Source organism: Pseudorhodoplanes sp., assembly GCF_059499825.1.
This window is the reverse complement of the sequence record NZ_JCABZI010000002.1, coordinates 260,605-287,173: the sequence shown is the minus strand read 5'-3', so window position 1 is coordinate 287,173 and position 26,569 is coordinate 260,605. Positions and strand designations below refer to the sequence as shown.

At 64.8% G+C, this 26,569-nt stretch carries 22 protein-coding genes and 1 pseudogene; 20 read left to right on the top strand and 3 right to left on the bottom strand.

All coding sequences use genetic code 11. The features are described 5' to 3' along the window. The first annotated feature begins 148 nt into the window (after positions 1 to 148). Both AC5I5I_RS04725 and AC5I5I_RS04720 read left to right on the top strand, forming a co-directional pair. A complete protein-coding gene (locus tag AC5I5I_RS04725; RefSeq protein ID WP_495970393.1) occupies positions 149 to 583 on the top strand; it encodes an NlpC/P60 family protein in 435 nt (144 codons plus the stop codon). Beyond that, positions 583 to 4,469 (top strand): annotated as a pseudogene (locus tag AC5I5I_RS04720) (baseplate multidomain protein megatron). Before AC5I5I_RS04725 ends, AC5I5I_RS04720 begins: the two are co-directional and overlap by 1 nt. Here the strand turns inward: AC5I5I_RS04720 and AC5I5I_RS04715 are convergent. Next, entirely contained in the window at positions 4,436 to 4,972 is a 537-nt protein-coding gene (locus AC5I5I_RS04715; protein ID WP_495970391.1) for a PH domain-containing protein, read from the bottom strand. The pseudogene AC5I5I_RS04720 and the gene AC5I5I_RS04715 overlap by 34 nt on opposite strands. Before the next feature lie 33 nt (positions 4,973 to 5,005). Here AC5I5I_RS04715 and AC5I5I_RS04710 point away from each other — a divergent pair, with 33 nt between their 5' ends. Next, positions 5,006 to 6,442 carry a DUF2793 domain-containing protein gene (locus AC5I5I_RS04710; RefSeq protein ID WP_495970389.1) on the top strand — a complete coding sequence of 479 codons (1,437 nt, stop codon included), beginning with the start codon at positions 5,006 to 5,008 and terminating at the stop codon, positions 6,440 to 6,442. Between the two features lie 39 nt (positions 6,443 to 6,481). Here AC5I5I_RS04710 and AC5I5I_RS04705 read toward each other — a convergent pair whose 3' ends face one another. Then, positions 6,482 to 7,783 carry a UDP-glucose dehydrogenase family protein gene (locus AC5I5I_RS04705; protein ID WP_495970387.1) on the bottom strand — a complete coding sequence of 434 codons (1,302 nt, stop codon included), beginning with the start codon at positions 7,781 to 7,783 and terminating at the stop codon, positions 6,482 to 6,484. Positions 7,784 to 7,948: 165 nt separating this feature from the next. On the opposite strand from AC5I5I_RS04705, the gene AC5I5I_RS04700 reads away from it, so the two are divergent. The 16 genes from AC5I5I_RS04700 to AC5I5I_RS04625 all read left to right on the top strand — a co-directional run bounded on the left by AC5I5I_RS04700 (position 7,949) and on the right by AC5I5I_RS04625 (position 24,097). Further along, positions 7,949 to 8,515: a hypothetical protein gene (locus tag AC5I5I_RS04700; protein WP_495970385.1), complete on the top strand. Its 567-nt coding sequence runs from the start codon at positions 7,949 to 7,951 to the stop codon at positions 8,513 to 8,515. 67 nt (positions 8,516 to 8,582) lie between these two features. Then, positions 8,583 to 9,605 carry a glycoside hydrolase family 108 protein gene (locus tag AC5I5I_RS04695; RefSeq protein WP_495970383.1) on the top strand — a complete coding sequence of 341 codons (1,023 nt, stop codon included), beginning with the start codon at positions 8,583 to 8,585 and terminating at the stop codon, positions 9,603 to 9,605. A gap of 1 nt (position 9,606) precedes the next feature. Beyond that, a complete protein-coding gene (locus AC5I5I_RS04690) occupies positions 9,607 to 10,041 on the top strand; it encodes a hypothetical protein (RefSeq protein ID WP_495970381.1) in 435 nt (144 codons plus the stop codon). A gap of 2 nt (positions 10,042 to 10,043) precedes the next feature. Beyond that, entirely contained in the window at positions 10,044 to 10,397 is a 354-nt protein-coding gene (locus tag AC5I5I_RS04685) for a hypothetical protein (RefSeq protein WP_495970379.1), read from the top strand. Then, on the top strand, positions 10,363 to 10,695 hold the full coding sequence (locus AC5I5I_RS04680) for a DUF6968 family protein (protein WP_495970377.1): 333 nt from the start codon (positions 10,363 to 10,365) through the stop codon (positions 10,693 to 10,695). Before AC5I5I_RS04685 ends, AC5I5I_RS04680 begins: the two co-directional genes overlap by 35 nt. 85 nt (positions 10,696 to 10,780) lie before the next feature. Next, entirely contained in the window at positions 10,781 to 11,455 is a 675-nt protein-coding gene (locus AC5I5I_RS04675; RefSeq protein WP_495970375.1) for a nitroreductase, read from the top strand. Between the two features lie 251 nt (positions 11,456 to 11,706). Continuing rightward, positions 11,707 to 14,829 carry an FG-GAP-like repeat-containing protein gene (locus AC5I5I_RS04670; protein WP_495970373.1) on the top strand — a complete coding sequence of 1,041 codons (3,123 nt, stop codon included), beginning with the start codon at positions 11,707 to 11,709 and terminating at the stop codon, positions 14,827 to 14,829. 210 nt (positions 14,830 to 15,039) lie between these two features. Continuing rightward, a complete protein-coding gene (locus AC5I5I_RS04665; protein WP_495970371.1) occupies positions 15,040 to 15,396 on the top strand; it encodes a PepSY domain-containing protein in 357 nt (118 codons plus the stop codon). A gap of 18 nt (positions 15,397 to 15,414) precedes the next feature. Next, entirely contained in the window at positions 15,415 to 16,083 is a 669-nt protein-coding gene (locus tag AC5I5I_RS04660) for a response regulator transcription factor (RefSeq protein ID WP_495970369.1), read from the top strand. Between the two features lie 152 nt (positions 16,084 to 16,235). Continuing rightward, the gene (locus tag AC5I5I_RS04655; protein WP_495971128.1) at positions 16,236 to 17,603 is read left to right on the top strand and encodes an ATP-binding protein; all 1,368 of its coding nucleotides are present in this window, start codon (positions 16,236 to 16,238) and stop codon (positions 17,601 to 17,603) included. Between the two features lie 221 nt (positions 17,604 to 17,824). Beyond that, positions 17,825 to 18,301 (top strand): RT0821/Lpp0805 family surface protein, encoded by a 477-nt coding sequence (locus tag AC5I5I_RS04650; RefSeq protein WP_495970367.1) that lies wholly within the window; start codon positions 17,825 to 17,827, stop codon positions 18,299 to 18,301. An 85-nt stretch (positions 18,302 to 18,386) separates the two neighbouring features. Continuing rightward, positions 18,387 to 19,805: a hypothetical protein gene (locus tag AC5I5I_RS04645; RefSeq protein WP_495970365.1), complete on the top strand. Its 1,419-nt coding sequence runs from the start codon at positions 18,387 to 18,389 to the stop codon at positions 19,803 to 19,805. Positions 19,806 to 19,968: 163 nt separating this feature from the next. Further along, the gene (gene ccmI / locus AC5I5I_RS04640) at positions 19,969 to 21,156 is read left to right on the top strand and encodes a c-type cytochrome biogenesis protein CcmI (RefSeq protein ID WP_495970363.1); all 1,188 of its coding nucleotides are present in this window, start codon (positions 19,969 to 19,971) and stop codon (positions 21,154 to 21,156) included. A gap of 6 nt (positions 21,157 to 21,162) precedes the next feature. Next, complete coding sequence (gene ccmE, locus AC5I5I_RS04635) at positions 21,163 to 21,624, top strand: cytochrome c maturation protein CcmE (protein ID WP_495970361.1); 462 nt, start codon at positions 21,163 to 21,165, stop codon at positions 21,622 to 21,624. After that, a complete protein-coding gene (locus AC5I5I_RS04630) occupies positions 21,621 to 23,600 on the top strand; it encodes a heme lyase CcmF/NrfE family subunit (protein ID WP_495970359.1) in 1,980 nt (659 codons plus the stop codon). The genes ccmE and AC5I5I_RS04630 overlap by 4 nt, the downstream gene beginning before the upstream one ends. Before the next feature lie 2 nt (positions 23,601 to 23,602). Beyond that, positions 23,603 to 24,097, top strand: coding sequence for a cytochrome c-type biogenesis protein (locus tag AC5I5I_RS04625; RefSeq protein WP_495970357.1), 495 nt, complete (start codon positions 23,603 to 23,605; stop codon positions 24,095 to 24,097). Here the strand turns inward: AC5I5I_RS04625 and AC5I5I_RS04620 are convergent. Next, complete coding sequence (locus AC5I5I_RS04620) at positions 24,094 to 24,666, bottom strand: hypothetical protein (protein WP_495970355.1); 573 nt, start codon at positions 24,664 to 24,666, stop codon at positions 24,094 to 24,096. The two genes, AC5I5I_RS04625 and AC5I5I_RS04620, sit on opposite strands and share 4 nt — an antisense overlap. A 234-nt stretch (positions 24,667 to 24,900) precedes the next feature. On the opposite strand from AC5I5I_RS04620, the gene AC5I5I_RS04615 reads away from it, so the two are divergent. Continuing rightward, on the top strand, positions 24,901 to 26,445 hold the full coding sequence (locus tag AC5I5I_RS04615; protein WP_495970353.1) for a Do family serine endopeptidase: 1,545 nt from the start codon (positions 24,901 to 24,903) through the stop codon (positions 26,443 to 26,445). Positions 26,446 to 26,569: the final 124 nt, after the last annotated feature.

Below are 26,569 nucleotides of genomic sequence, written 5' to 3'. Positions count from 1 at the left end.
GTCTCGCGCCCCGGACGCGATGCAGCGCGAGCGAATGCGAAGTGGTGCGTCGCTGATCCGGGACCCATCGAGACAAAGACCAAAATGGGTCCCGGTTCTGCAGCGCGTCACTGCGTGCCGCGCCGCGCCCGGGACACGAGGCCTTCACATGCCCATGACACCCGACGTCATCATCGCCGAGGCGCGCAGCTGGATCGGCACGCCGTATCGGCATCAGGCATCGCTCAAGGGCGTCGGCTGCGATTGCCTCGGGCTGGTGCGGGGCGTGTGGCGTGCGCTGCATGGCGAGGAGCCCGAACCCATGCCGGCCTATTCGCGCGACTGGGCGGAAGCCGCGGCACGCGAAACGCTGGCCGAAGCGGGCAGCCGTCATCTGGTGCCGGTTGCGCGCGACGCGATGCAGGGCGGCGACGTGCTGCTGTTTCGCTGGCGCACCGGACTTGTCGCCAAGCACGCCGCGATCCTGACCGGTGACGGCACCATGATTCATGCGCATGACGGCGCCGCGGTGGCGGAAGTGGCATTCGCGGCGTGGTGGCGGCGGCGTCTCGCCTATGCCTTTCGATTTCCCGGAGTGAAGTGATGGCGTCGCTGGTCCTTTCCACTGCGGGCGGCGCCATCGGCGGCGCGCTGTTCGGTCCGGTCGGCGCACTGGCCGGCCGGCTCGCCGGCGCGATCGGCGGCAGCCTGATCGATCAGAGCCTGTTCGCACCGGCCTCGACCCCGGCGCGCACGCATAACGGTCCGCGGCTGCGCGATCTCGACGTCATGGTGTCGACCGAAGGCGCGCCGATTCCGCGCGTGTACGGACGCGTCCGGGTGCCGGGCCAGGTGATCTGGGCGACCGCGCTCGAGGAGAAGGTCAAGACCCGCACCGAAACGACGGGGGGTGGCGCGGCTGCTGGCGGCAAGGGCGCCGCACCGCCGCCTGAGACCACGACGACGCGGACCTTCTCGTATTTCGCCAATATCGCCGTGGCGCTGGCCGAGGGGCCGGTGGCGCATCTGGCGCGGGTCTGGGCCGACGGCAAGCCGCTCGACCTGTCGCGGCTCAATGTGCGCTTCTATTCCGGCCGTGAGGATCAGAGCGCCGATCCGCTGATCGTCGCGAAGGAAGGCGCTTCGAACGCGCCGGCCTATCGCGGGCTTTGCTATGTGGTATTCGAGCGGTTGCCGGTGGGTCCGTTCGGCAATCGCATCCCGCAATTGTCGTTCGAGATCGTGCGCCCGGTCGGCGCTTTGGAGAATGCCGTCCGCGCCGTGACGCTGATCCCGGGCGCGACCGAATTCGGCTACGAGCCTGCCACCGTCACGCGCAAGCTCGGGCCGGGCAAGCACATGCCCGAGAACCGGCATGTCGCGCATGCGCCCTCGGACGTGGTCGCCGCGCTCGATGAGTTGCAAGCGCTGTGCCCCAATCTCGAGCGCGTCGCGATCGTGGTGTCTTGGTTCGGCGACGATCTGCGTGCGGGTGCGTGCCGGATCAGGCCGGGTGTCGACCGCGCCAACAAGGACACCGACGGCGCAACCTGGTCGGTGGCCGGCGTCAGTCGGGACGACGCCTACGTGGTCTCGCGCGTGGACGGGCGGGCGGCCTATGGCGGCACGCCGTCCGATAACAGCGTGCGTCATTTGATCGGCGAGCTGAAGGATCGCGGGCTCAAGATCACGCTTTATCCGTTCCTGATGATGGATGTGCCAGCGGACAATGAATTGTCGAACCCTTACACCGGCGAGGCGCCGCAGCCGGCCTTTCCCTGGCGTGGCGAGATCACCTGCGATCCGGCGCCGGGTGTCGATGGATCGCCCGATGGCACGAGTGGCGCGGGTGAACAGGTCGATGCGTTGTTTGAGGATGGTGGCGATGACGGCTGGAATTTGCGCCGGCTGGTCCTGCATTATGCGCAGCTGGCTGCGGATGCGGGCGGCGTCGATGCGTTTGTCATCGGCTCGGAGCTTAAAAGCCTGACGCGCGTGCGCTCCGCCTCCGGCGTCTATCCGGCGGTGAGCCAGCTCGTCACGCTTGCCGCCGACGCGCGCGCGATCCTCGGCGACGACACGATCATCACCTATGCCGCCGACTGGACCGAATACGGCACCCATGTCGTCGATGCCGCGGCGCAGGAGGTGCGTTTCCCGCTCGACCCGCTCTGGGCATCCGAGCATATCGATGCGATCGGCATCGACTATTACCCGCCGCTGGCGGACTGGCGCGACACGCCGGACCATGCCGACCGCGCTCAATCGGATTCAATCCATCGGCGCGACTATCTCGAAGCCAATCTGGGCGGCGGTGAAGCCTTCGATTTCTATTACGCGGATCAAACCGCGCGCGAGGCGCAGACGCGCACGCCGATCACCGATGGGCTCGGCAAGCCATGGATGTTCCGGCAGAAGGATCTGTGGAGCTTCTGGTCGCAGCCGCATCATGAGCGCGTCGGCGGTGTCGAGTTGTCATCGCCCACCGGGTGGGTGCCGCAATCGAAGCCGGTCTGGCTGACCGAGACCGGATGTCCGGCGGTCGACAAGGGCGCTAACCAGCCGAGTGTGTTCCCCGATGCGAAATCGGCAAGCGGCGGCTATCCGCATTTTTCCAACGGCCGGCGCGACGACCTGATGCAGCGCCGCTATCTCGAAGCGGTGCTGACCGTGTTCGGTGCGGACAGCGATCTCAATCCGCAATCGTCACTCTATGACGGGCGCATGGTCGATCCGTCCGGCATCCATCTTGGACCTGGGACGCGCGCCCTTATCCGGTGTTTCCGCAGGCGACCGAGGTCTGGAGCGATGGCGCCAATTGGGAGACCGGCCATTGGTTGACCGGGCGGCTTGGCGCGACGCCGATGGACGGGCTGCTGGCGACGATCCTGGCCGACGCCGGTGCGCCGACCTGCGACATGTCCGCGCTCGGGGAAGGGCCGGACGGCTACAGCATCGACCGGCCGATGAGCGCGCGGGCCGCCATCGAACCGCTGGCGCAGGCCTTCGCGTTCGAGGCATCGGAGGTCGCCGGACAACTTGCGTTCCGGCCGCGCGGCGGTGCGCCGGTGCTCGACCTCACCGATGCGGACTGCGTGCTGCCGGATCGGGGAGGACCGTTGCGGCTGACGCGCGCGCAGGAAACCGAATTGCCGCGCGAGGTGTCGATCGGCTTTGTCGATGGCCGCAGCGACTATCGGCGCGGCGCTGCGTGCTCGCGCCGCCTGATCGGCTCGTCAACGAGGCTGGTGCAGAGCGATATCGCAATGGTCACCGGCGGCAAGGCCGCCGCGCGGCGCGCGGATATCTGGCTGCAGGATCTGTGGGCAGGACGCGAGAGCGCCGATTTTTCCCTGCCACCGAGCCTGATGGCGCTGACGCCGGGTGACGTGATCGCGCTGACCGCCGACGGCCGCCGGCGCGTGATCGAAATCCGCGATGTTGTCGATACCGGTTCGCGCGCGGTGAAGGCGCGCTCGATCGATCCGGATATCTTCAGTCTTCCGCTGGAGCCGGAGGTGACGGCAGCGCCGCCGCTGCCGTTGCCGGTCGGTCCGGTCGAAGTGCGGCTCCTGCATCTTCCGGCCTTCGACGCGGGCGAACCGGTGGTGCTGACTCGCGCAGCGGTGTTCGCCGATCCCTGGCCGGGACCGGTTGCGATCTGGCGATCAAGCGACGGGGCGTCCTATGAGCGCGCGGCCATTGCCTTTGCACCGGCGATCGTGGGCGAGACACTGGACCCGCTGCCGAAGGGACCGGCCGGATTCATCGACGACGCCAATGTTGTTCGCGTGGAGCTTTATGGCGGCGAGCTTGCGTCGGTTTCTGAGCTGGCCTTGCTCGGCGGCGCCAATCTGGCAGCCCTGCAGCGGCCGGACGGCGCGTGCGAGATCATCCAGTTCGCGAATGCCGAACTGGTCGGCGACGGCGTCTACGAGCTGTCACGTCTCCTGCGCGGGCAGGGTGGCACCGAATGGGCGATGGCCGATCCGCTGCCGCAGGGCGCAGGCTTTGTGATGCTGGACGAGCATGTGGTGCCGGTGGCGCGCGGCCTCGACATGCTCGGGCGGCCGCTGTCCTTGCGCGTTATCGCTGCCGAGCGCGACCATGGCGACACGGCGGCGGTCTCGGTCGATGCCACGCCGCAAGACGTGAGCTTGCGACCTTATGCGCCTGTGCATCTGCGCGCGGTGCGCGGGGAGGACGGGATCCTGCTCTCCTGGATCAGACGCACGCGGCGCGACGGCGATTCCTGGGAGGCCGAGGAGGTGCCGCTCGGCGAAGCGTTCGAGCGCTACGAGATCGATATCCTTGACGGTACGAATGTGAAGCGAGTGCTGATGTCGGATACGACGCACGTGCTCTATCCATCCGCCGACGAGATCGCCGATTTCGGCGCGCCGCTTTCCGCGATCGCATTGCGGGTGGCGCAGATGTCGGCGCTGGTCGGGCGCGGCTATCCGGCGGAAGCGGTCGTATCGGTCGACTGAAGCTCGCGCGGCAGCACCGCCCATGCGCCGAGCGCCTCCGGCGGCGCCTCTGCGATGTCGCGCGCGATCGCGTTCCAGTCCAGTTCGCGCGCCGCGCCGCCCACCGCATTCACCGCGTAGATGAAGGCGGGAATGCCCCATTTCAGGAATTCGATGACGCTGCCGTCCTGCATGGTCAGCCGGAACTTTCGCACGAGCAGAAACGACACATCCTGGATGCGGGTGATAGCGGGCAGCATGATCGAGAAGTCCGGCTCGCGCGGATCGGTCGGTTTGAATTTCAGCCGGTAATTGGTGAGGTGCAGCATGCCGAGCACCTTCTTCGGTGCTGACGCGCCGAGGACATACGGCCTCGCATCTGCGCCGCCCGCATTCGGATGAAGCGGCAGAAGCGCATTGGCGCCGTAACTGCGCAGCAGCTTTTCGCCCGGCAGCAATTCCTTCTGCATCAGCAACGCTGCAACACCGTCATTCATCGCTTCGACCTGTTCCGTCGCGGCCATCTCGCCGCGGCACCGCCATAACGGAAAATCCCCATGAGCGAAACCGTCCATCTCGGCTTGCCCGTGATCGCCGCAGCGCAGGCGCAGAAACACGTGACCCACAACGAGGCGCTGCGCATCCTCGATGCGCTGGTGATGCTCAGCGTCAAGGATCGCGACCTGTCGGCCCCGCCAGGGACACCGGCGGATGGCGACCGCTATCTCGTGCACCCGCCGGGCAGTGACGGTTTCGCCGGCAAGGACAACCAGATCGCGCATTTCCGCGACGGCACCTGGGCGTTCTACGCGCCGCAGAGCGGCTGGCTCTGCTATGTCGAGGACGAAGCCGCAGCGCTTGTGTTCGACGGCACGGACTGGCAACCGCTGCCCGGCGCGAGCGATGAATTCCAGAACGTCACGCGGCTCGGGCTCGGCACCACCGCCGATGCGACAAATCCGCTTACGGCCAAGCTCAACAACGCGCTCTGGACGGCCCGCTACGACAGTGAAGGCGGCGACGGCAATCTGCGCACCAAGCTGAACAAGGAAACCGCCGCCGATGTCCTGTCGATCCTGTTGCAGACCGGCTATTCCGGGCGCGCCGAAATCGGTCTGATTGGCGACGACGATCTCGCGTTCAAGGTCAGTTCCGACGGGTCGGCGTGGCATGATGCCATGCGGGTGGAGCGCACGAGCGGCAAGGTTTCATTTCCGAATACCGCAAGCCGTCCGGTCCTGACCGCGAACCGCACCTATTATGTCCGCACCGACGGTTCCGATGGCAATGACGGGTTGACGAACACGAGCGGCGGCGCGCTCGCCACCATCGCGAAGGCGATCAGCCTCGCCTATGCGCTCGACTGGTCCGGCTACCGCGTCACGATCCAGCTCGGAGCAGGGACGTTCCCGCTCACGCAGGAATGCGTTGCAGCCTTCCTGTCGATGCAATCGCTGCTGATTCGTGGCGACCCGGCGAATCCGTCCAGCGTGATCCTGTCCAGTACCGGCAACGGGCTCGGCCTGTCCGGCGGCGCGGCGATCGAGATGACCGGCGTGACGCTGACGCCGGGCGGGTTCTGCGCGGTCAATGTCCGCCGCGGCGGCGCGTTCACACTCGGCGCCAATTGCCGGATGACCGGGAGCCCGTCATTCGGCTGGATCTATGTCGCGGGCGGACTGGCCACCCTGCAATACGCGTTCGAGATCGCGGCCAGCGCGGACATTGCGCTTCGGGTCGAAATGGCCGGCATCATCGAGGCTCGCGGCGCCTACGCGGTTACGCTGACCGGCAGCCCCGCTTTCACCCGCGGCTTCATCGAGGCCTATACCAACGGGGTGGCGATGATCTCCAGCAAGACGTTTTCCGGCGCCGCGACCGGACCGCGATATGCGGTCGCGAGCGGCGGCGTCATCTTCACCAATGGCGGAGGCGCAAGCTATTTTCCGGGCAATGCCGCGGGCTCGGTGACGTCGCCGGGTGTCTATATCTGATGCGGGCGCTGATGCGCCGCGTCGATCACATGCCGTCGCCTACCGGCCGACCCCGGTATAGGCAAAGCCGTATCGGGTGACTTCTTCTGGCGGGTAGACGTTGCGCAGATCCACCATCGCCGGCTTATTCATGGCGGCCTTGATTGCGTCGAGATCGAGCGCGCGGAATTGCTCCCATTCGGTGACGATGACGATGACATCCGCGCCCCGGGCGCAGTCATAGGCACTTTCGGTATACGTGACGCCGGTCAGGACATCGCGCGCCTGCTCCATGCCTTCGGGATCATAGGCGCGCACCAATGCGCCCATGTCCTGCAGCGCCGTGATCAGCGGGATCGACGGCGAGTCGCGCATGTCGTCGGTATTGGGCTTGAAGGTGAGGCCGAGCACCGCCACCGTCTTGTCCCGCAGTTTTCCGCCGGCGGCGGCGAGCACCTTTCGCGCCATCGCGCGCTTTCTCTGGTCATTGACCGCCACCACGGTTTCGATGATGCGCAGCGGCGCCTCGTAATCATGTCCGGTCTTGATGAGTGCGACCGTATCCTTCGGAAAGCAGGAGCCGCCGAAGCCCGGTCCGGCATGCAGGAACTTGCTGCCGATCCGGTTGTCGAGCCCGATGCCGCGCGCGATTTCCTGAACATTGGCGCCAACCTTTTCGGCGAGGTCGGCCATCTCGTTGATGAAGGTGATCTTGGTCGCGAGAAAAGCGTTGGCGGCGTATTTGATGAGCTCGGCGGTGCGGCGCTCGGTATACATGATCGGCGAACGGTTGAGATAAAGCGGACGGTAGATTTCGGCCATCACCGCTTTCGCCCGCTCGTCCTGCGCGCCGATCACGATGCGATCGGGATGCTTGAAGTCGCGGATCGCAGCGCCCTCGCGCAGGAATTCCGGATTCGAGACCACGGTGAAATCCGCGTCGGCTCGGGTCTGGCGCATCACACGCTCGACCTCGTCGCCGGTGCCGACCGGCACCGTTGACTTGGTAATGACCGCGGTGAAGCCGTCGATCGCGCGCACGACATCACGCGCGGCGTCGAACACATAGGTGAGATCGGCGTGACCGTCACCGCGCCGCGAGGGCGTACCGACGGCGATGAAAACCGCATCGGCCTGCGCGACAGGTTCGGTGACTTCGGTCGTGAATGACAGGCGGCCCTGACGCGCATTGTTGCCGACCAGTTCGGCCAGGCCGGGCTCGTAGATTGGCATCTCGCCCCGCTTTAGCGCGTCGATCTTGCAGGGATCCTTGTCGACGCAAATCACCTGATGGCCGAAATCGGCAAAGCAGGCGCCGGAGACGAGGCCCACGTAGCCCGAGCCGATCATCGCAATGCGCATGGAGAGCCTCCGGAAGGAAGCTGCATGATCAGCCTCCCGTCCGCGACATGCGTGCGAATTATCTCAGGTTTGTAACAGCGGGGTGAAAGTTAGACGAAGTTCGCTGCGCCGACTCAATCTGTCGGCGTCTTCATTAAACCGTCACAAGGACTCACAGGTCATCGCATGACAGACCGTCCACACGGCGCGCCGTTGCGCGCCTTTCTCATTCATGGGCTGGCCGGTGGCCGGCCCTTTCACTTTTCCGGCGGGCTCGATGTGCTTGCCCGCAAGCTCAACGCGCAAGGCGTGTCGGCCAGCGTGCATGCGCAAGGTTCGTTCCTGCGTCCTTACGGCGAGGTGGGATTGATCGCGACTGCAGCGCGCGCCGCTGCCGGGACAGGCGCGCGGCCGGTGCTGATCGGGCATTCGATGGGAGCGGATGCGGCGCTGAAGGTCGCGGCTCAACTCGATGCTGCGCGGATCGCGGTGCCGCTTGTGGTGTGTTTCGACCCGACCAGTTTCCGGCTTCTGTTCGGACCGCCGCCGGTGCCGGCGAATGTCGCGCGGGCGCTGTGCTTCTATCAGAAGGTCAGCCCGCTCGGCCGCGGCTTGCTTAAGGCGGCGCCGGGCTTCAAGGGCGCACTGATCCAGGAGCAGGTGGCGACCATCCACAGCGTGGTCGATGACGATCCCGCACTTCATGCGCGTGTGCTTGCCGAGGTGAGGTCGTTGCGCCAGCCGGCCGCCTGATCGGCCTGAGCTGCTCATTCAACGCCGCGCATCCGAGCGCGTCCTTTTCATTTTCCAGGAGACCTCCATGGCGGCTTCGAATTACGACGCCTCGCTCGCGCGCGTGCTGAAGCATGAGGGCGGTTACACCAACCATCCGTCCGACCCCGGCGGGCCGACCAATTTCGGCATCACGATCCACGACTATCGGCGATACATCAAAGCGGACGGCACGGCCGCCGATGTGCGCAACATGCAGCTCGCCGATGCCGCGCAAATCTATCGCGCCCGCTATTGGCATGCGCTGCGTTGCGACGAATTGCCGGCCGGGCTCGATTACGCCGTGTTCGATTACGGCGTGAATTCCGGCATCGGGCGTGCGGCCAGGGTGATGCAGCGCCTGCTGAATATCGGGCAAGGCAAGAGCATGACCGATGCGGTGATCGCGGCCGTGCGCAAGACAAGCGCGGCGGCGTTGATCGAAAAGCTGTGCGACGAGCGAATGGCGTTTCTGAAAAGCCTGCGCACCTGGCCGGTCTTCGGTGCCGGCTGGAGCCGGCGCGTCGCCGAGGTACGACGCGATGCGCTGGCGATGGCCAGGGGTGCGGCGGTCGCGCCGCCGGTGGCTCCCCCCGCCAACGGCAAGGCACAGGTGCCTCAGCCAAAGGCCGCGCGGACCGCGACTACGGCGGGCGCTGTTGTTGCGGGCGGCGCAGCCGCGCAGGCCGCGGCATCGTCCGGAGCGTCATGGACGATGATCGCGGTTGTGCTTGTTGCGGGCGTTATGCTTGCCGTCGCCGGCTGGGTCGGCTGGACGCTGTGGCACAAGCACAGGCAGAACGCGCCGGCCATGGCTGCTGCCGGAACCGGCGTGCTGAGGGAAGCGGTGACATCGTTGCGCGAGCGTCTGAAGGGCTGGCGCACCCTGATCTTTGGCGGCGCCGTCACGCTGGCCGGCGCCGCACTCGACATTCTCGGCGCGTTCCAACTGGTCGATATCTCGCCGCTGCTGCCGCCCGAGCATGCGCTCAAGATCATTGCCGTCATCGGTGTCGTCACGGTGGCGCTGCGCCTCGTCACCACCGGCCGGGTCGGCAGCAAGGATTGCTGAGATGATGACCGCGATCCTGCTGAAGCTTGTGTCCCTGCTTGGCGGCGGTGCATTCGACGCGCTGCTCGGCCGGGTCGCCGACCTGCTCCAACGCAAGGCGAGCGACGATCTCGCGCGCTACCAGACCGGCGTTGCGGCCGACACCCAGATCGCGATTGCGCAGGTTAATGCGCAGATCGAGGCGCGCAAGGAGCAGGCAAAGCTGATGGAGGCCGATCGGGGCTGGTGGGTGACGGCATGGATCCGCCCGCTGATCGTCTATCCGTGCGTTCTGCATTTTGGGGCGATCGTGATCGATTCCACCTTTCGCCTCGGCTGGGGCATCGCCAAGCTACCGCCGCCCTATGACGGCTACGAGCAGGCGATCATCCTGTCATTCTTCATCGCGCGACCGTTCGAGAAAGTGGCGCGGGTGTTCGTGATGGGGCGGGGGTAGCGATGGATGAGGTCACACGTACAGAGATCGCACGTTTGCGTTGGCATCTAACGGCGCTGCGTTTTGAGCACGCCATGCTTCGACATTTTTGGGCATTGCGCAGCGTGAAATACGACCCGGATCAGCCCCGTGTTCCGGCCGGCAATTCGGACGGCGGCCAGTGGACGGGCGGCCACGGAGGAGAAGCCACTTTTTCCGCTGCGCGCAGGGTCTCTCCTGGTCTTGAAGCGCAATGTGATCTTCAATATCGCAGAGACATATTCCAGTGCCGGATGGTCGGATTACCTTCATGTTACACCGCTGAACTATTGAGGCCGTCAAATGATTGCGACCAGGACGCAAAAATTGCAGCGTGAGAACGGTGTGTTCGACATCGCGATCCGGATTTTTGCACCGGAGGGCAGCGGCCGCGCGTGGTCGTGTCGATACGAGATCGACTGGCCGGAAGGAATTCAAGTCATGCAGGCTTTCGGCGTGGACGCAGTTCAGGCTATCCTGCTTGCTTTTCAAATGATCGGCGCAGACATATACACTAGCAGCTATCACAAGTCCGGCAGGCTTATGTTCGATGAGCCGGGGCAAGGCTACGGATTTCCAGTGCCTGCAAGCATTCGCGATCAATTGATTGGAAACGACCGCAACTACGGTGCGTAGAGGTGCTCTCGCTCGATGCATGGACGGCTTGATCTCTGACGCGTCGCCCGTCTTTATGGGCGGGTTCGAACACGAGAGCCCACCCATGCACGTCCGCGACGCCGTCGCCTCCCGCTATTCCTGCCGCGCCTTCCTGCCGACGCCGATCCCCGAACAGACCGTTCGCGAGATCATCGAACGCGCCGCGCGCGCGCCGTCGGCCGGCAACATGCAGCCGTGGTGGATCGACGTGATCGCGGGCGCGCGGGTCGAAGCGCTCAAAGACCTGCTCGCACCGCGCATGAACGAATTGCCGCGCGCCGAGGGCACGGAATACACGATCTACCCGCCGGAGATGAACGCCACCTACCGCAAGCGGCGCTTCGAGGTCGGCGAACTGCTCTACCAGTCGATCGGAGTGCCGCGCGAGGACAAGCCGGCGCGCTACCGGCAATATGGCAGGAACTTCGAATTCTTCGGCGCGCCGGTCGGCATCTTCTTTTCCATCGACCGCGATCTCGGCGTCGCCCAGCATTCCGACCTCGGCGGCCTGATCCAGACCGTGATGCTTCTCGCACGCTGCTATGGGCTGCATACCTGCGCGCAGCAGACCTGGGCCTCCTGGCACATCACGGTGCCGGCCTTCCTCGAACTCCCCCCACACATGATGCTCTATTCCGGGATGGCGCTCGGCCATGCCGACGAGAGCGCCCCGATCAATTCCTGGCGCTCGCCGCGGGCGGCGCTGGATGAATTCGCGACATTCAGTGGCTTTGAGTGACGCCCTGGGGGTGACAGAGAAGGCCCATGGCCGGCTCGAATCGGGAACCACGTTTGTCGCCGCCGAGCCCCATCAGGTTCATGCGGACGATTTAATGCCTGAAGGACCGCCATTGCGGCCGTCTGGCGCATGTCCCGTGAACCGGAAGTAATGTTGCCGCTACCAACACCCTGAATGCCCCGGCGCGGGGCTTCGGGGGGACTTTCAGCGCTCTCCTGATATCTGAAAACCGGATTGCTCGGAGAGAGACGATGACCACGCTTTCGCAACTCGCCCAGTTGCAGCTCGAACTCATCAACCGTGCCCGTATGGACCCGGCCGCCGAGGCGGCGCGCTACGGTATGACCTCTTTGAATCAGTTCATTCAGGCCTCGTCCTCCGGCTTTCCCATCACGGCCGACCCCAAACAGGTCCTTGCCGGCAACAATCAGCTGACCGCCGCGGCTGTCGGACACAGCAACGAGGCCGCGCTGGATGGGTTTATCTCGCACACCGGAAACGGGGATGGCACCCCCGTGACGCGCATCATCAATGCGGGCTACACTGGAAACAATGTCCGGCGTGAAGAAAACATCGCGTTTAAGAATCAAAGCGCGTTTGCCTCGACTCCCGCCGACCTTCCGACGCGCGACCAGTGGGCCAAGCAGTTCTCCGAGCAATCACACTTCGACCTCTTCTTCGATGATCCGGCCAAAATGGATGGCGAAGACGGCGGCCATCGCCTTACCATGCTCGATCCGAGCTACAAGGAAGCCGGTATCGGCGTCACGATGGTTACAACCTATCCCACCTCGAACGGCGTGTCTGGCATCGATGCCAAATTCTACCAGACCCAGAATTTCGGCAATGCCGGTACCAATTCGTTCCTGACCGGCGCGGTCTACAACGACATCGACAAGGACAATTTTTACAGCCTCGGTGAAGCCGTAAAGGGCGTCACCGCCACGGTTCGCAATGCCTCCACCGGTGCGGTGATCGGCAGCGACACCACCGGCGACGGCGGTGGATGGTCGGTCGGCCAGCCGGGCGGCACCTACAAGGTAACGTTCTCGGGCGCCGGCAAGGGCGACGTCGCGGCGACCATCGAAGCCGGCTCGCTCAATGCCAAGATGGACCTGGTCAACGGCAACGAGATCTATGCGAACGCCAACACCACGCTCAACGAGGGCGCCATCGGTCTGCGTCTGATCGGCATCCAGAACATCAACGGCACCGGCAACGCGCTCGCCAACGTGATCACCGGCAACAAGGGCAACAACATCCTCACCGGGATGGGCGGCAACGACACCATCGACGGCCTCGGCGGCATCGATACGGTGGTGTTCTCGGGCAAGCAGTCGGACTACAAGATCGTCATCAACGGCAACACCGCCACCTTGCAGGACATGCGTGGCGGATCGCCGGATGGTATGGATACCATCACCAATATCGAGTTTGCGAAGTTCGCCGATGCCACGGTTGCCTATAGCGCGCTGAAGAACCAGACGCCTGCTGCGGCCGTCGCCGGTTCGGTGTCGATCAACGACATGGCGATCGCCGAGGGCAACGCCGGCACCAAGGTCCTGACCTTCACCCTGACGCGCGCTGGCGGCACCGCAGCCTTCGACGTGAACTTCGCAACCAGCAACGGAACGGCGATTGCAGGCGAAGACTTTGCCGCGACTTCAGGCGTCGTGCGCTTCGCGGCCGGCGAGACCACGAAGACGGTTTCCGTCACCATCAATGGCGATACCAAGTTCGAGGCCAACGAATCCTTCAACGTCAATCTCTCGAATGCCACCAACGGGGCGACGATTGCCGATGCGATCGGTGTCGGCACGATCCAGAACGACGACATCCAGGCCGTTGCCGGTTCGGTGTCGATCAACGACATGGCGATCGCCGAGGGGAATTCCGGCAGCAAGGTCGTGACCTTCACGCTGACGCGCGCCGGCGGCACCGCTGCCTTCGACGTCAACTTCGCGACCGGCAACGCTACGGCGATTGCGGGCGAAGACTATGCCGCGGCCTCAGGCGTCGTGCGCTTCGCCGCCGGCGAGACCAAGAAAACCGTTTCGGTCACAATCCTCGGCGATACCAAGTTCGAGGCCAACGAGACCTTTACCGTCAATCTCTCGAACGCCACCAACGGGGCGACGATTGCCGATGCGATCGGTGTCGGCACCATCACCAACGACGATGCCAACCGCGCACCGACCATTACCAGCAGCAATGTGAAGGTAGCTGCCGGAAGTTCGGTGGCCGTGACATCGATCTTCACCGCTCAGGATCTCGACGGCAATTCCACGATCACGAAATACGCCTTCTGGGACGCCGGCAACGGCGGCGGATTTTTCACGGTCAACGGTGTCGCGCAGGCCTCGGGCCAGTGGATCCATGTCGACGCTGCCAATCTTGGCAACGTGCGCTATGTCGGCGGTGTCAATGGCGGGGTGGAAAATCTGTGGGCGACCGCTTTCGATGGGAACGCCTGGTCGGTCAACAAGTCGGCTGTGGTGACCACGCTGCAGCGCGCGCCGGAGGACTTCAACAGGGACGGCAACACCGACATCCTGTTCCACAACAATAACGGCTCGGTGGCGATGTGGCAGATGGACGGGACCAAGGTCCTCGCCAATGTCGGCGTCGGCAGCCAAGCCTCAAGCTGGCACGCCAAGGATGCGTTCGACTTCAACGGCGACGGCAAGGCCGACATCCTGTGGCACAACGACAGCGGCGCGGTGCAGCTCTGGCAGATGGATGGCGCGAAAGTCGCCCAGAAGCTCGATCTCGGATCGATGGCGACCAACTGGAAAGTCGCCGACGTGAACGACTTCAACGGCGACGGCAAGGCCGAGGTGCTCTGGACCAACGAAAAGGGCCAGCTGCAGATGTGGAACATGAATGGTGCGGCTCACACCACCACCAATGTCGGCACCGTTGCCGCCGGCTGGACCATCCAGGACACCGCCGACTTCAATGGTGACGGCAAGGCCGACATCCTGCTGCGTAACGGCAAAAATCTCGCGATGTGGCAGATGGACGGCGGCCAGGTCGCCAAGACCACCACATTCGGCAACATGGGCGATGCGTTCCAATTCGCCGCGACCGGCGACTTCAATGGCGATGGCAAATCGGACATCCTCTGGCAGAACGACAGCAATGGCCAGATCGTGATGTGGCAAATGGACGGCACCGCGATCCTGAGCAACACGACAGTCGGAACGGCGAAGGGGTGGGATATCGCCAAGGTCGGGGACTTCAACCACGATGGCCGCGCCGACATCCTGTTCCAGAATGCCGCCGGCGTGATTGCGGAATGGCAGATGGACGCAAACAAGATCCTGGCCAACCAGACGGTCGGCTCGGTTTCCACCGACTGGCATATCGTTTGAGAGATGCCGGTTTGAGAGAAACGGCGAGGGACCGCTCGCGAGCGATGGCTCCGGCGGTCCCTTGCGACGGTTGACCCGAGCGCCGGATCCCGCCGGCGCGTCTGCAACTTTCGTCGGCTTCACGGCTTAGTGTCCGGGCCGGTTCCGGTCTCTCAATTCCTACGCCTGATATTCACCCGATATTCACGGGCCAACCCCTACACGCTGCCGATGTATCCCCGATCGCCGATTCTTCCTGTGGCTGTGCTGACCGCAGCGCTCGTTTCGCTTCCGGGCGCGCCGCTTGGCGCCCGCCCGGTGGCCGCTGCGGAACTGACCACCATCGCCCAGGCCAAAGCGCAATGCCTGACCCCGGCCCAACGCCGCAGTGTCGCCGCCAGCGGCAAGGTGGTGCCCCTGTCGCGGGCGATCCGCGCCGCGCGTGCCCGCAAGACGGATGTGGTTGACGCCAAGCTCTGCAAGGGGCCAAAAGGGCTGGTCTACCTGCTGACTCTGCTCGCGCAGGATGGCAAAGTCACCCGCGCTACCGTCGATGCCGCGAGCGGGTTGCTTACGGACGGCGGCTGATCCGGAGGGTTTTCAGTCTTGCGCCTCCTCGTCATCGAGGATGATCCCGACCTGAACCGCCAGCTCGCGACCGCACTGACCGAAGCCGGTTATGTGGTGGATCGCGCGTTCGACGGCGAGGAGGGGCATTATCTCGGCGAATCCGAACCCTATGACGCGGTCATCCTGGATATCGGGCTGCCAAAGATGGACGGGCTCTCGGTGCTGGAGGCGTGGCGGCGATCCGGGCGGGCGATGCCGGTGCTGATGCTGACCGCGCGCGATCGCTGGAGCGACAAGGTCCAGGGCTTCGATGCCGGCGCCGACGATTATGTGCCCAAGCCTTTCCATATGGAGGAAGTGCTGGCCCGCGTGCGCGCGCTGCTGCGCCGTTCGGTCGGCCACGCCAAAAGCGAGTTCAATTGCGGCCCGGTCCGGCTCGACACCCGCACCGGCCGCGTGGCGGTTGACGGCAATCCGGTCAAGCTGACCAGCCACGAATACCGGCTGCTGTCCTACCTCATGCACCACACTGGCCGCGTGGTTTCGCGCACCGAACTGGTGGAGCATCTTTACGATCAGGACTTCGACCGCGATTCGAACACCATCGAGGTGTTTGTCGGCCGCATCCGCAAGAAACTCGGGGTCGACGTGATCCAGACCGTGCGCGGGCTCGGCTATCTGCTGACGCCGCCCGATGTGCGCTAGCGTTCCGATTGCGCTTGTCTCGTTCGCGCCGGGGCTTTCGGGACACGGCATCGCTTCGCTCGCTTGTATTGCGAATCTCCGCGCCTTGAATTGTCGCCAGACGACAGGCGGGATTGGCGGGGACAAACCCGGCCATGCCCAATAGACAAGTGATGCGCGCGAACTCGCTGGCGCTGCGGCTGTTTCTGTGGGCCGCGGGCTGGACGATCGCCATCGTGCTGGTCACCGGCATCGTGCTGTCGTCGCTCTACCGCGACGCGGTGGAACGGGCGTTTGACGGGCGGCTGCAGGTCTATCTGCGTACGCTGGTGGCCGATCTGGCGGCGCCGGAAATTCCCGACGACAAGCTCGCACAGGGTGTCAGCGAACCGTTGTTCGAATTGCCGCTGTCGGGCTGGTACTGGCAGGTCACCAGGCTGGACAGCGCCAAGCCGGAAATCCACGCCTCGCGCTCGCTTTGGGACGGCGGCCTGGCGCGATTGCCGGTTCCTACAGCGGCGGCGGCGTTCGGCGTGCGCACCGGCTATGTCAACGGACCAGAGGATCAGCGGCTGCGGCTGGTCGAACGCAATGTCGATCTCGGCGAAGAGGGGAGTTATCTGGTTGCCGTCGCCGGCGATGCCGCCGAAATCGAAGACGACATCAGAAGCTTCAATCGGGCGCTGTTCGTGACCTTTTGCGCGTTGGCACTGGTGCTTCTGCTGACCACTGCGTTCCAGGTGCAGTTCGGCCTGGCGCCGCTCAAGCGTATCTCCCAGCAGCTCGCGGCGATCCGGTCAGGTCAGGCCGAGCGGCTGGAAGGCAGGTTTCCGGTCGAGATCGCGCCGCTCGCCCGCGAAGCCAATGCGCTGCTCGATGCCAATCGCGAAATCGTCGAACGCGCGCGCACCCATGTCGGCAATCTCGCGCATGCGCTGAAGACGCCGCTATCGGTGGTGATGAACGAGGCCGCCGCGCGCGCCGACGATCCGCTCGCGCAGAAGGTCCGCGAGCAGGCCGAGGTGATGCGCGACCAGATCACCCGCCATCTCGAACGCGCGCGCATGGCGGCGCGGCTCACGGTGGTGGGGACAGTGACCAATGTGTCGCCGGTGGTTTATGCCATTGCCCGCACGATGGAAAAGACCAACCGCGACAAGGACCTTCGGCTGAAGGTCGACACGCCGGAGGATGCACAATTCCGCGGCGAGCAGCAGGATCTGGAGGAGATGGTCGGCAACCTGGTCGACAATGCCTGCAAGTGGGCGCAGTCGCGGGTGGCGATCGAGGTGCTGAAGGAGCGGGCCGACGACGATCGTCAGGTCATTCGCATCATCGTCGACGACGACGGACCCGGGCTGACGCCGGCCGAACGCGAGCAGGTTGCGCGCCGCGGCCGGCGGCTCGATGAAACCAAGCCCGGCTCGGGCCTGGGTCTGTCGATCGTGGTGGAGCTCGCCGCGCTCTATGGCGGGACGTTCACACTCGGCAGCGCCCCGCTCGGCGGCCTGCGCGCGGAACTGGTGCTGCCAGCGGCGTGAGCCGGCATACGGCCGTAGCGCCTCTGGCCTGCCTTGTCCCCCAAATGCTTAAGCCGCTCCGGCGGTCGCTCGAAAGCGGCAGCAAATTTTTACATTTCGGTGTCAATAGTACGCGGTCGGCGAAGCCATGGTCGCGGCCAATGAAATGCCGCATTCCGTGTTGTTTAGTAAATGCCCGTAGCGACCTGTCGCGACGTCGGGGAAGTATCACCGGAGGGGGCATGCGTTCGATCGGAGTGGCAATCGCGGCAGCGGCGTTCGTGGCTGGCTGCGCCGGCGATCCGAATACCGGCGCCGGTCCGCGCGAAAATACCGGCACGCTGGTCGGTGCGCTTGCAGGTGCGGCGATCGGCTCTCAGATCGGCGGCGGCACCGGGGAGCGGATCGCAGCCGGCGTCGCGGGTGCGGCCATCGGCGGCCTGATCGGCAACCGCATTGGCGCCGGCATGGACGACGAGGACAAGCGGCGCGCCTATTACGCGCAGGTCGAGGCGCTGGACCGCGGTGCATCCGGGGCGCCGGTCGCGTGGGAAAATCCGGATTCGGGACGCCGCGGAACCATCGTGCCGGGTCCGCAATATGACCGTCGCGGCGCGCAATGCCGCAGCTTCACCCACACCATCTATATCGACGGACGGCCTCAGGTTGCGCGCGGCGATGCCTGCCGCAACCCGGACGGAACCTGGCAGCTGGTTTAATTCGCCGCGTTCGATCGTGTCTAACCGGTTCTTAACGCCGCCGCGCTAGAGCTTGTGTTCCGGGTACAAGCGGTGAGTGGTGCGTATGGCCGACGGGCTTCTCGTCGAGCGTTTGCGACAATATCTCAAGGATCTCAGTCCTGAGGCGCGCACGCTGTTGATGACCGAGCTTGAGCGCGGTCTGCTGCGCGGCGAAGATATGCCGGGCGCAGAACTGGTCCTGCAGGAATTGCGGCGCAACGCCCGGGACGTTGTCCGCCCGAAACGTCCCGGCACGCTGGCGCGCCTGTTCTTTCAGCCGCTCGAGCCGATCCTGGTCGACGATTCCGCAACCCATAATCATCCCGGCCGGGTGGCGCGGGTGGTGCTCGATCCAGTCTGGGACTGGATCTGTCGCGACCTGATGCCCGGCGAAGCCAAGGCGGTGACCGATCAGGTCGCGTTGGCGTTCGAGGATGGCGAGTCCGAGCGCGCCGAAGACATTGCGCGTGCGTTCCAGGATCGTGTCGCCATCCGGATCCAGGAGGTGCTGACCGCTGCGCGCTCCGACGACAAGGTGCGGCGGAAGCTTTCCGGTCAGATCGGCACGCCGCGTCCGATCGAGGACGCGACCGCGATCCTGAATGTCATCATGGCCCGCGACACGCTTGCGGCCTTCGGCTCGCAATTGCCGAATCACATCAAGAATTTCGACGAGAACACCGTCACCACCGTGAAGGCGATGATCGATGCCCCGACCGCCGGCGGCCCGACGCTGTTCGTCTATGTGCTGGTGATGACCATGAGCCGGCTGGCGTCGCCGTGGCAGTTGATCCGGCTCGCCGTCCGGGCAGCGGGCAGCGACAATGCGACCCGGATCGCCGAAACGCCCTACGCCGTGACCGTCGACATTGTGCTCGCCGAAGTTCAGCGCATGATCCGGGAACTCAAGGCCGAGCTTCGTTCCGGACGCGGGCTTGCGGTGGGTGCGCTGCTGAAGAGCATTCACGACGCCTCCCGCGGATTGCGGTCCGAGATCAATTTCGCCCATGAATCGCCATGGGGCCGCGGCCTGGCGGCCTTGCGGGCGCAGGTGTCCGACCTGCTAAAAGGCGAGATCGAAACCCTTCCGGGCCGCGTGCGCAGGCTCCTGCGCCCCCGGCCGATCAAGGAAATCGCGCCGAATTCCACGCTCGATCAGAACGACGTTACCGAGACCGAAGCGCAGATCGAGTTCGTCAACACTTGCAGGGCCTATGCCGGCGAGCTCGCGCTCAGCGAGTTGACCACGCGGACATGGTCCGACCTCGAACATTATCTCGATCCCGCGACCGCCTCTCTGGTCGAGAATCTGCGTGCGGCGGGGGAATCCGACCGTCTGTTCCGGCAATCGCAGCTCGATGCCGCTGTGCGCTTCTGCCGCAAGGTGTTCGGCGACGAATATGCCGCACTTCTGCTCAAGGCGCGGGATGTGGCGGCGCGCGACGTGGCGGCTGCGGCCGAGCGCAAGGCCGCGAAAGGCTGAACCCGCCAGTCTCCGCCGCTTCGGGAGGTTCCGGGCCGCGGCTCGAACGCCGGTTCCCCAGGACCAGTGGGCAAGTCCGCGGATCGTCCGGGCGGTAGCCTGCGGCTCCGATCACCGGATCGGTATTTTGTACGCCGCCCGTGGGTGATGTAAACCCACCGGCATGAGCCTCTATCTGATCCTCGCCCTGATGACGGCGGTCGCCATTTTCGCGGTGCTGTGGCCGCTGTCGCGCGAGCAGCAAACGGCTGGCGCCGGCGGTCAGGAAGTCGAGGTCTATCGCGACCAGCTCGAGGAGATCGAGCGCGACCGCAAGGCCGGGCTGATTGGAGACAGCGACGCGGAAGCGGCGCGAGTCGAAATCTCAAGACGGCTGCTCGCCGCTGCCGACTCGTCCGGCAAGCCGGGCTCGTCGCCGTCGTCGTCCCCGGTCTGGCGCAGGCGCGCCGCGGCTCTGATCGCGCTGCTGGTGCTGCCGGCCTTGTCCGCAGCCCTTTATATCACGCACGGTTCCCCACAATTGCCGGGCGCTCCGCTGGCGGGCCGGCTCAACGCTCCGCTGGAAAACCGTTCGATCGAGAGCATGGTGGCGCAGGTCGAGGCGCATCTGGAGAAAAATCCGAACGACGGTCAGGGGTGGCAGGTCGTGGCGCCAGTCTACATGCGGATGGGCCGTTTCAGCGACGCGGTCCGGGCACGAGCACAGACCATCCGCCTGCTGGGCTCGAACGCCGATCGGGAGGCCGATCTCGGCGAGGCGCAGGTCGCCGCTGCGAACGGCGTTGTGACGGCGGACGCCAAGGCGACGTTCGAGCGCGCGCTCAACGCGGATGCCGGAAATCTCAAGGCGCAGTACTTCACGGCACTTGCCGCCGAGCAGGACGGTCGGCCGGAGGACGCGGCGCGGATCTGGCGCGTTATGCTCGAGCGGGCGCCGCCCAATGCGCCGTTCCGCACACTCATCCAGCAGTCGCTGGCGCGGGTGGACCCCAAAGCTGCCGAACAAAAATCTGCCGAAACGAAGCCCGGCGACTCCAAGTCCGCCGCGGCGATCGAACCGAACGCCGCGCCGCCGGGACCAAGTCAGGAAGACATGGCGGCGGCCCAGCAAATGACGCCGGAACAGCGGCAGGAGATGATCCGCGGGATGGTCGACCGGCTGGCCGAGCGGCTGAAGACGGATTCGTCGGATTTCGAAGGCTGGTTGCGGCTGGTGCGCGCCTATGCCGTGATGGGTGACAGGGACAAGGCGCGCGAAGCCTTTGTCTCCGCGCGCAACACCATCGGCGATGACGCGGACAAGCGTAAGCGGCTGGACGATCTTGCAAAGGGGCTCGGCATTGAAGGGTAACGTGACATGACCCGCAAGCAGCGGCGTCTGGTTCTGATCGGATCGAGCCTCGTGGTGCTCGCATTCGCCGTTGGGCTGGTGCTCACGGCGATGCGCGATTCCATCGTGTTCTTCAATTCGCCCACCGACGTGGTCGAGAAGAAGGTGCAGGCCGGCACCCGCATCAGGCTCGGCGGACTGGTTCAGCCCGGCACGGTCATCCGCAAGGACGTCGATGCGACCTTCGACATCAGCGACGGCAAGAACGTGGTGCGCGTCAGCTATCGCGGCATCCTTCCCGACCTGTTCCGGGAAGGGCAGGGCGTGGTGACGGAAGGCACGCTGATCGACGCGACGTCTTTCCGCGCCGATAGCGTGCTCGCCAAGCACGACGAGAATTACATGCCCAAGGAGGTGGCCGACGCGCTGAAGAAGCAGGGCCACTGGAAGGACGATTACGGCAAGACGCCGGGAGGGGCGAAGAAATGATCGCAGAGATCGGGCATTACGCGCTGGTCCTCGCGCTGGCGCTCTCGCTCATCCAGGGCACGCTGCCGATCGTCGGCGCGCGGCTGAACGATCGTCTGCTGATGGGAATTGCCGAGCCGGTGGCGCTGGTGCAGTTCCTGTTCGTCGCGGTGTCGTTCGCGGCGCTGACGGCACTCTACGTGACGTCCGATTTCTCGGTCATCAATGTCTATGAGAACTCGCATTCGGCCAAGCCGATGCTCTATAAAATCACCGGCGTGTGGGGCAACCATGAAGGCTCCATGCTGCTGTGGGTGCTGATCCTGGCGCTGTTCGGCGCGCTGGTGGCGCTGTTCAGCCGCAACCTGCCGCAGACGCTGCGCGCCAATGTGCTGGGCGTGCAGGCCTGGATCGCTTCGGCCTTCTTCCTTTTCATCCTGGCGACGTCGAATCCGTTCGCGCGCATCGCCCGTGCGCCGTTCGAGGGCCGCGACCTCAACCCGGTGCTGCAGGATATCGGGCTCGCGGTGCATCCGCCGCTGCTCTATCTCGGTTATGTCGGGTTCTCGATCTCGTTCTCGTTTGCGGTCGCGGCGTTGATCGAAGGCCGGATCGATGCCGCCTGGGCGCGCTGGGTGCGGCCCTGGACACTGGCGGCCTGGTGTTTTCTCACGCTTGGAATTTCGATGGGCTCCTACTGGGCCTATTACGAACTCGGCTGGGGTGGCTGGTGGTTCTGGGACCCGGTCGAAAACGCGTCACTGATGCCATGGATCTCCGGCACGGCGCTGCTGCATTCGGCGGTGGTGATGGAGAAGCGCAACGCGCTGAAGGTCTGGACCATCCTGCTGGCGATCCTGACGTTTTCGTTATCGCTGCTCGGCACTTTCCTGGTCCGCTCCGGCGTGCTGACATCGGTGCATACCTTCGCCACCGATCCGTCGCGCGGCACTTTCATCCTGATGATCCTGATCTTCTTCATCGGCGGCTCGCTTGCGCTTTATGCATGGCGGGCTTCCGCGTTGAAACAGGGCGGACTATTCGCGCCGATCTCGCGCGAGGGTGCGCTAGTGCTCAACAATCTGCTGCTGACCACCGCCTGCGCCACCGTATTCGTCGGCACGCTTTATCCGCTGGCGCTGGAGGCGCTGACCGGCGACAAGATTTCAGTGGGGGCGCCGTTCTTCAATGCCACCTTCGGTCCGCTGTTCCTGCCGCTGATGATCGCGATGCCGTTCGGACCGCTGCTGGCCTGGAAGCGGGGCGATCTTTACGGCGCCGCGCAGCGGCTGACCCTGGCTTTCGCCGTCGCGCTGGTCGCAATGGGCGCGACCTTCGCGATCACGCAGGGCGGGCCGGTGCTGGCGCCGTTCCTGATCGGAGTCGCGTTCTTCTCGATGACCGGCGCGCTCATCGATCTCGGTGAACGCATCCAGCTGTTCCGCCAGTCCTTCGGCGTATCGATGCGAAGGCTTGCCGGGCTGCCGCGTTCGGCGATCGGGACCGCCATCGCGCATTTTGGACTCGGCGTGTGTCTTCTCGGGATTGCGTCCGAGGCCTATTACGGCGCCGAGCGCATTCTCTCGATGAGGCCCGGACAAACCGTCGCGGTTCGCGGCTACGATCTCACCTTCGACAACCTCGTCTCGCGGCCGGGCCCGAACTACAGCGAACTGGTGGCAAAGTTCACCGTGAAGTCCGGTGGGGACACCATCGGCGTGATGGAGCCATCGAAGCGCACCTTCGCCGCTCGCAAATCCTCGACCACGGAGGCGGCGCTTCTGACACGCGGCTTCAGCCAGCTCTATCTCTCGCTCGGCGATGCCGGCGAGGACGGTTCGATTGCCGTGCGGCTCTATCACAAGCCGCTGGTGCTGCTGATCTGGCTCGGCACGGTGGTGATGGTGATCGGCGGCGCGTTCTCGCTGTCCGACCGTCGATTGCGGGTCGGTGCGCCGCGTGCGGCGCGTCGACCGAAACTGCAGCCCGCGGAGTGACCATGCGTGCATATGCGCGGGCTTTCGGTTTTGCCGTCGCAATAAGCGTGGCGCTGCTGGCGGCGCCGGTTCATGCGGTGCAGCCCGATGAAGTCTTGCCCGATCCGAAACTCGAAGAGCGCGCCCGCAACCTGTCGCGCGAATTGCGCTGCATGGTGTGCCAGAACCAGTCGATCGACGATTCCGATGCGCCGCTGGCGCGCGATCTGCGGCTGCTGGTGCGCGAACGCCTGACCGCCGGCGACAGCGACAAGCAGGTGATGGACTTCCTCACCACGCGATACGGCGATTTCGTGCTGCTCAACCCGCCGATGAATGCCAAGACCTTCCTGTTATGGGCGTTGCCCTCCGGTTTGCTGGTCCTCGGTGGAATCGTGATGGTGCTGGCGATGCGCCGGCGCAGCGAGGTTGCGGCAGGTGCGTCGGCGGCGCTGACGGCCGAGGAAGAACGCAAGGTCGCCTCGCTGCTGGAGAGCGATCCTCGGACCAAACTTTAGTTCAGCACATTGCCGCAATTACTGATAATGGCCTGCATAACAGCAGTTCCTTGTGATCGCTTTCCGTCGTCGTCGATGTAGCGCACGCTGTAGGTGACCCGGACGCTTTTCGCGGCACGGCCAAAGACCTCGTGCCACCAGCTCAACATCGTTGACGAGCGATCATGCGGCACGATCTTGCAGCAATCTGGGTTCAGCCGGCGGAATTCTTCCTTGTCACGGTACCGGATCTGGTTCTTGGGTGCGAATTGCGCGTATCCGCCGGTCGGCGTTTCCGAAACGTGGACAGGCATCTTTATTGCTTCATCGATCGCAACGTCGATTGCTTCCTCATCGGATAGAAAGCCGATCTTGTAATGGGGAATGCCGCCGTCGCGCGGTTTCGCGCACACTCCAAAGCCATTGTACAAAAGCATCGCGGGAAAGCAGATCACAGCCGCTATGGTGACCACGACGGTGCTTCTGGACATTTGACGGCCCGAGTCCTGTGCCGAGCAACCTAAGGCGGCCGATGTTAACCAGCAGACAATGATGCGAATCGGCGCGTGGAGGACCTTTTCGGAAAGCATCAGACATTTTTCACGCAATCGTATGTCGTGAAGGTTGATCAAAAAACAGCCGAAATATGATCTAAGTATATGAAGTTTATGAGTTTATGGCCTCACGCGCCATTACCAAAGTTTAATCCGCCCGACAGGTGGCTGTAAGGCGCGAACCCCCATCTTCACTCACGAACGGCGCCGGGATTCGTCCAGTCGAGGCCCCCCGGCACGTCGCGAAATTAGGAAGATGGAGTGAACCCTATGACCTCAACAACGCCTCCCAGCCCGGGCGGCTTCTTGCGTGGACGCCGGGCCTTGTTGCTCGGCACGACGATTGCGAGCCTCGGTGCGGCGGCCCTGTTTGTTGCGCCCGATGCGGCGCGCCATGCGGCCGTTGCGCAGAACGTGACTCAGCAGGCGCAGACCGTGCAGCGCCCCGTCGGTTTTGCCGACATCGTCGAGAAGGTGAAGCCGGCTGTTATCTCCGTCCGCGTCAAGGTGAACGCAGGCACGCAGAATTCCTCGTTCGAAGGCGCGCAAGGCCAGTTGCCGCAGGGCTTCGAGCGCTTCTTTCGCCGCTTCGGCGAAGACATGAACCCGGATATGCCGAACCGCGGCATGCCGGACATGCAGCAGCGCGGTCCGCGTCAGCGCACCTCCGGCCAGGGCTCCGGCTTCTTCATCTCGGCCGACGGCTATGCGGTGACCAATAACCACGTGGTCGATCGCGCTGAAGAGGTCGAGGTCCAGACCGACGACGGCAAGACCTATTCGGCGAAGGTCATCGGCACCGATCCGCGTACCGATCTGGCGCTGATCAAGGTCGACGGCAAAAACTTCCCGTTTGCCAAGCTTGCCGGCCACGCGCCGCGCATCGGTGACTGGGTGCTGGCTGTCGGCAATCCGTTCGGCCTGTCCTCGACCGTGACGGCGGGCATCGTGTCGGCACGCGGCCGTGACATCGGCGCGGGCCCGTATGACGACTTCCTGCAGATCGACGCCCCGGTGAACAAGGGTAACTCGGGCGGCCCGACCTTCGACATCGACGGCAACGTCGTCGGCGTCAACACGGCGATCTTCTCGCCGTCGGGCGGCAACGTCGGCATTGCCTTCGCGATCCCGGCATCGACCGTGGACTCGGTGGTGACACAGCTGCGCGACAAGGGCTCGGTGACCCGCGGGTGGATCGGCGTCCAGATCCAGCCGGTGACCAAGGATATCGCCGACAGCATGGGCCTGAAGAACACGGATGGTGCGCTTGTCGCCGAACCGGCGCCGAACAGCCCGGCGGTGAAGGCCGGCATCCAGTCCGGTGACGTGATCGTTGCGGTCAACGGCGAGCGTATCGCCAATGCCCGCGAGCTCTCGCGTCGCATCGGTTCGATGTCGCCTGGCAACTCCGTCAAGCTGACGCTGCTGAAGGGTGGTTCGGAACGGACCGTCAACCTGACGCTCGGTGAATTGCCGGCTCAGGCCGGTCTCGACCGCCGCGGTGGCGAAGAGCGCGGTGGTCCGGCTCAGGAAGAAATGACGCTCGGTCTGCAGCTTGCGCCGGCCGCGTCGGTTGCTGGTTCCGGTGACGAGGGTGTTGTTGTCACCCGCGTGCTGCCGAACAGCCCCGCCGGTGAGCGTGGCTTCAAGACCGGCGACGTGATCCTCGAAGTCGCGGGCAAGGCGGTGTCCAACCCGGCCGAGGTCCGCAAGGCTCTCGAGAGCGCGCGCGGCGATAACAAGCGCACCGTGCTGATGCGCGTGAAGTCGGGTGAGGGCACCCGCTTCGTCGCGCTGCCTGCCGGCCGCGCCTAACGAAATCGCCCGCGGCGCTTGCCGTCGCGGGCAACGCGAAAGGGACGTGTCTCCGGCTACCGTCGCCCCCGCCGGTGCCACGAAACCCTGGGGACGGGCGAAAGCCCGTCCCCACCAATAAAAG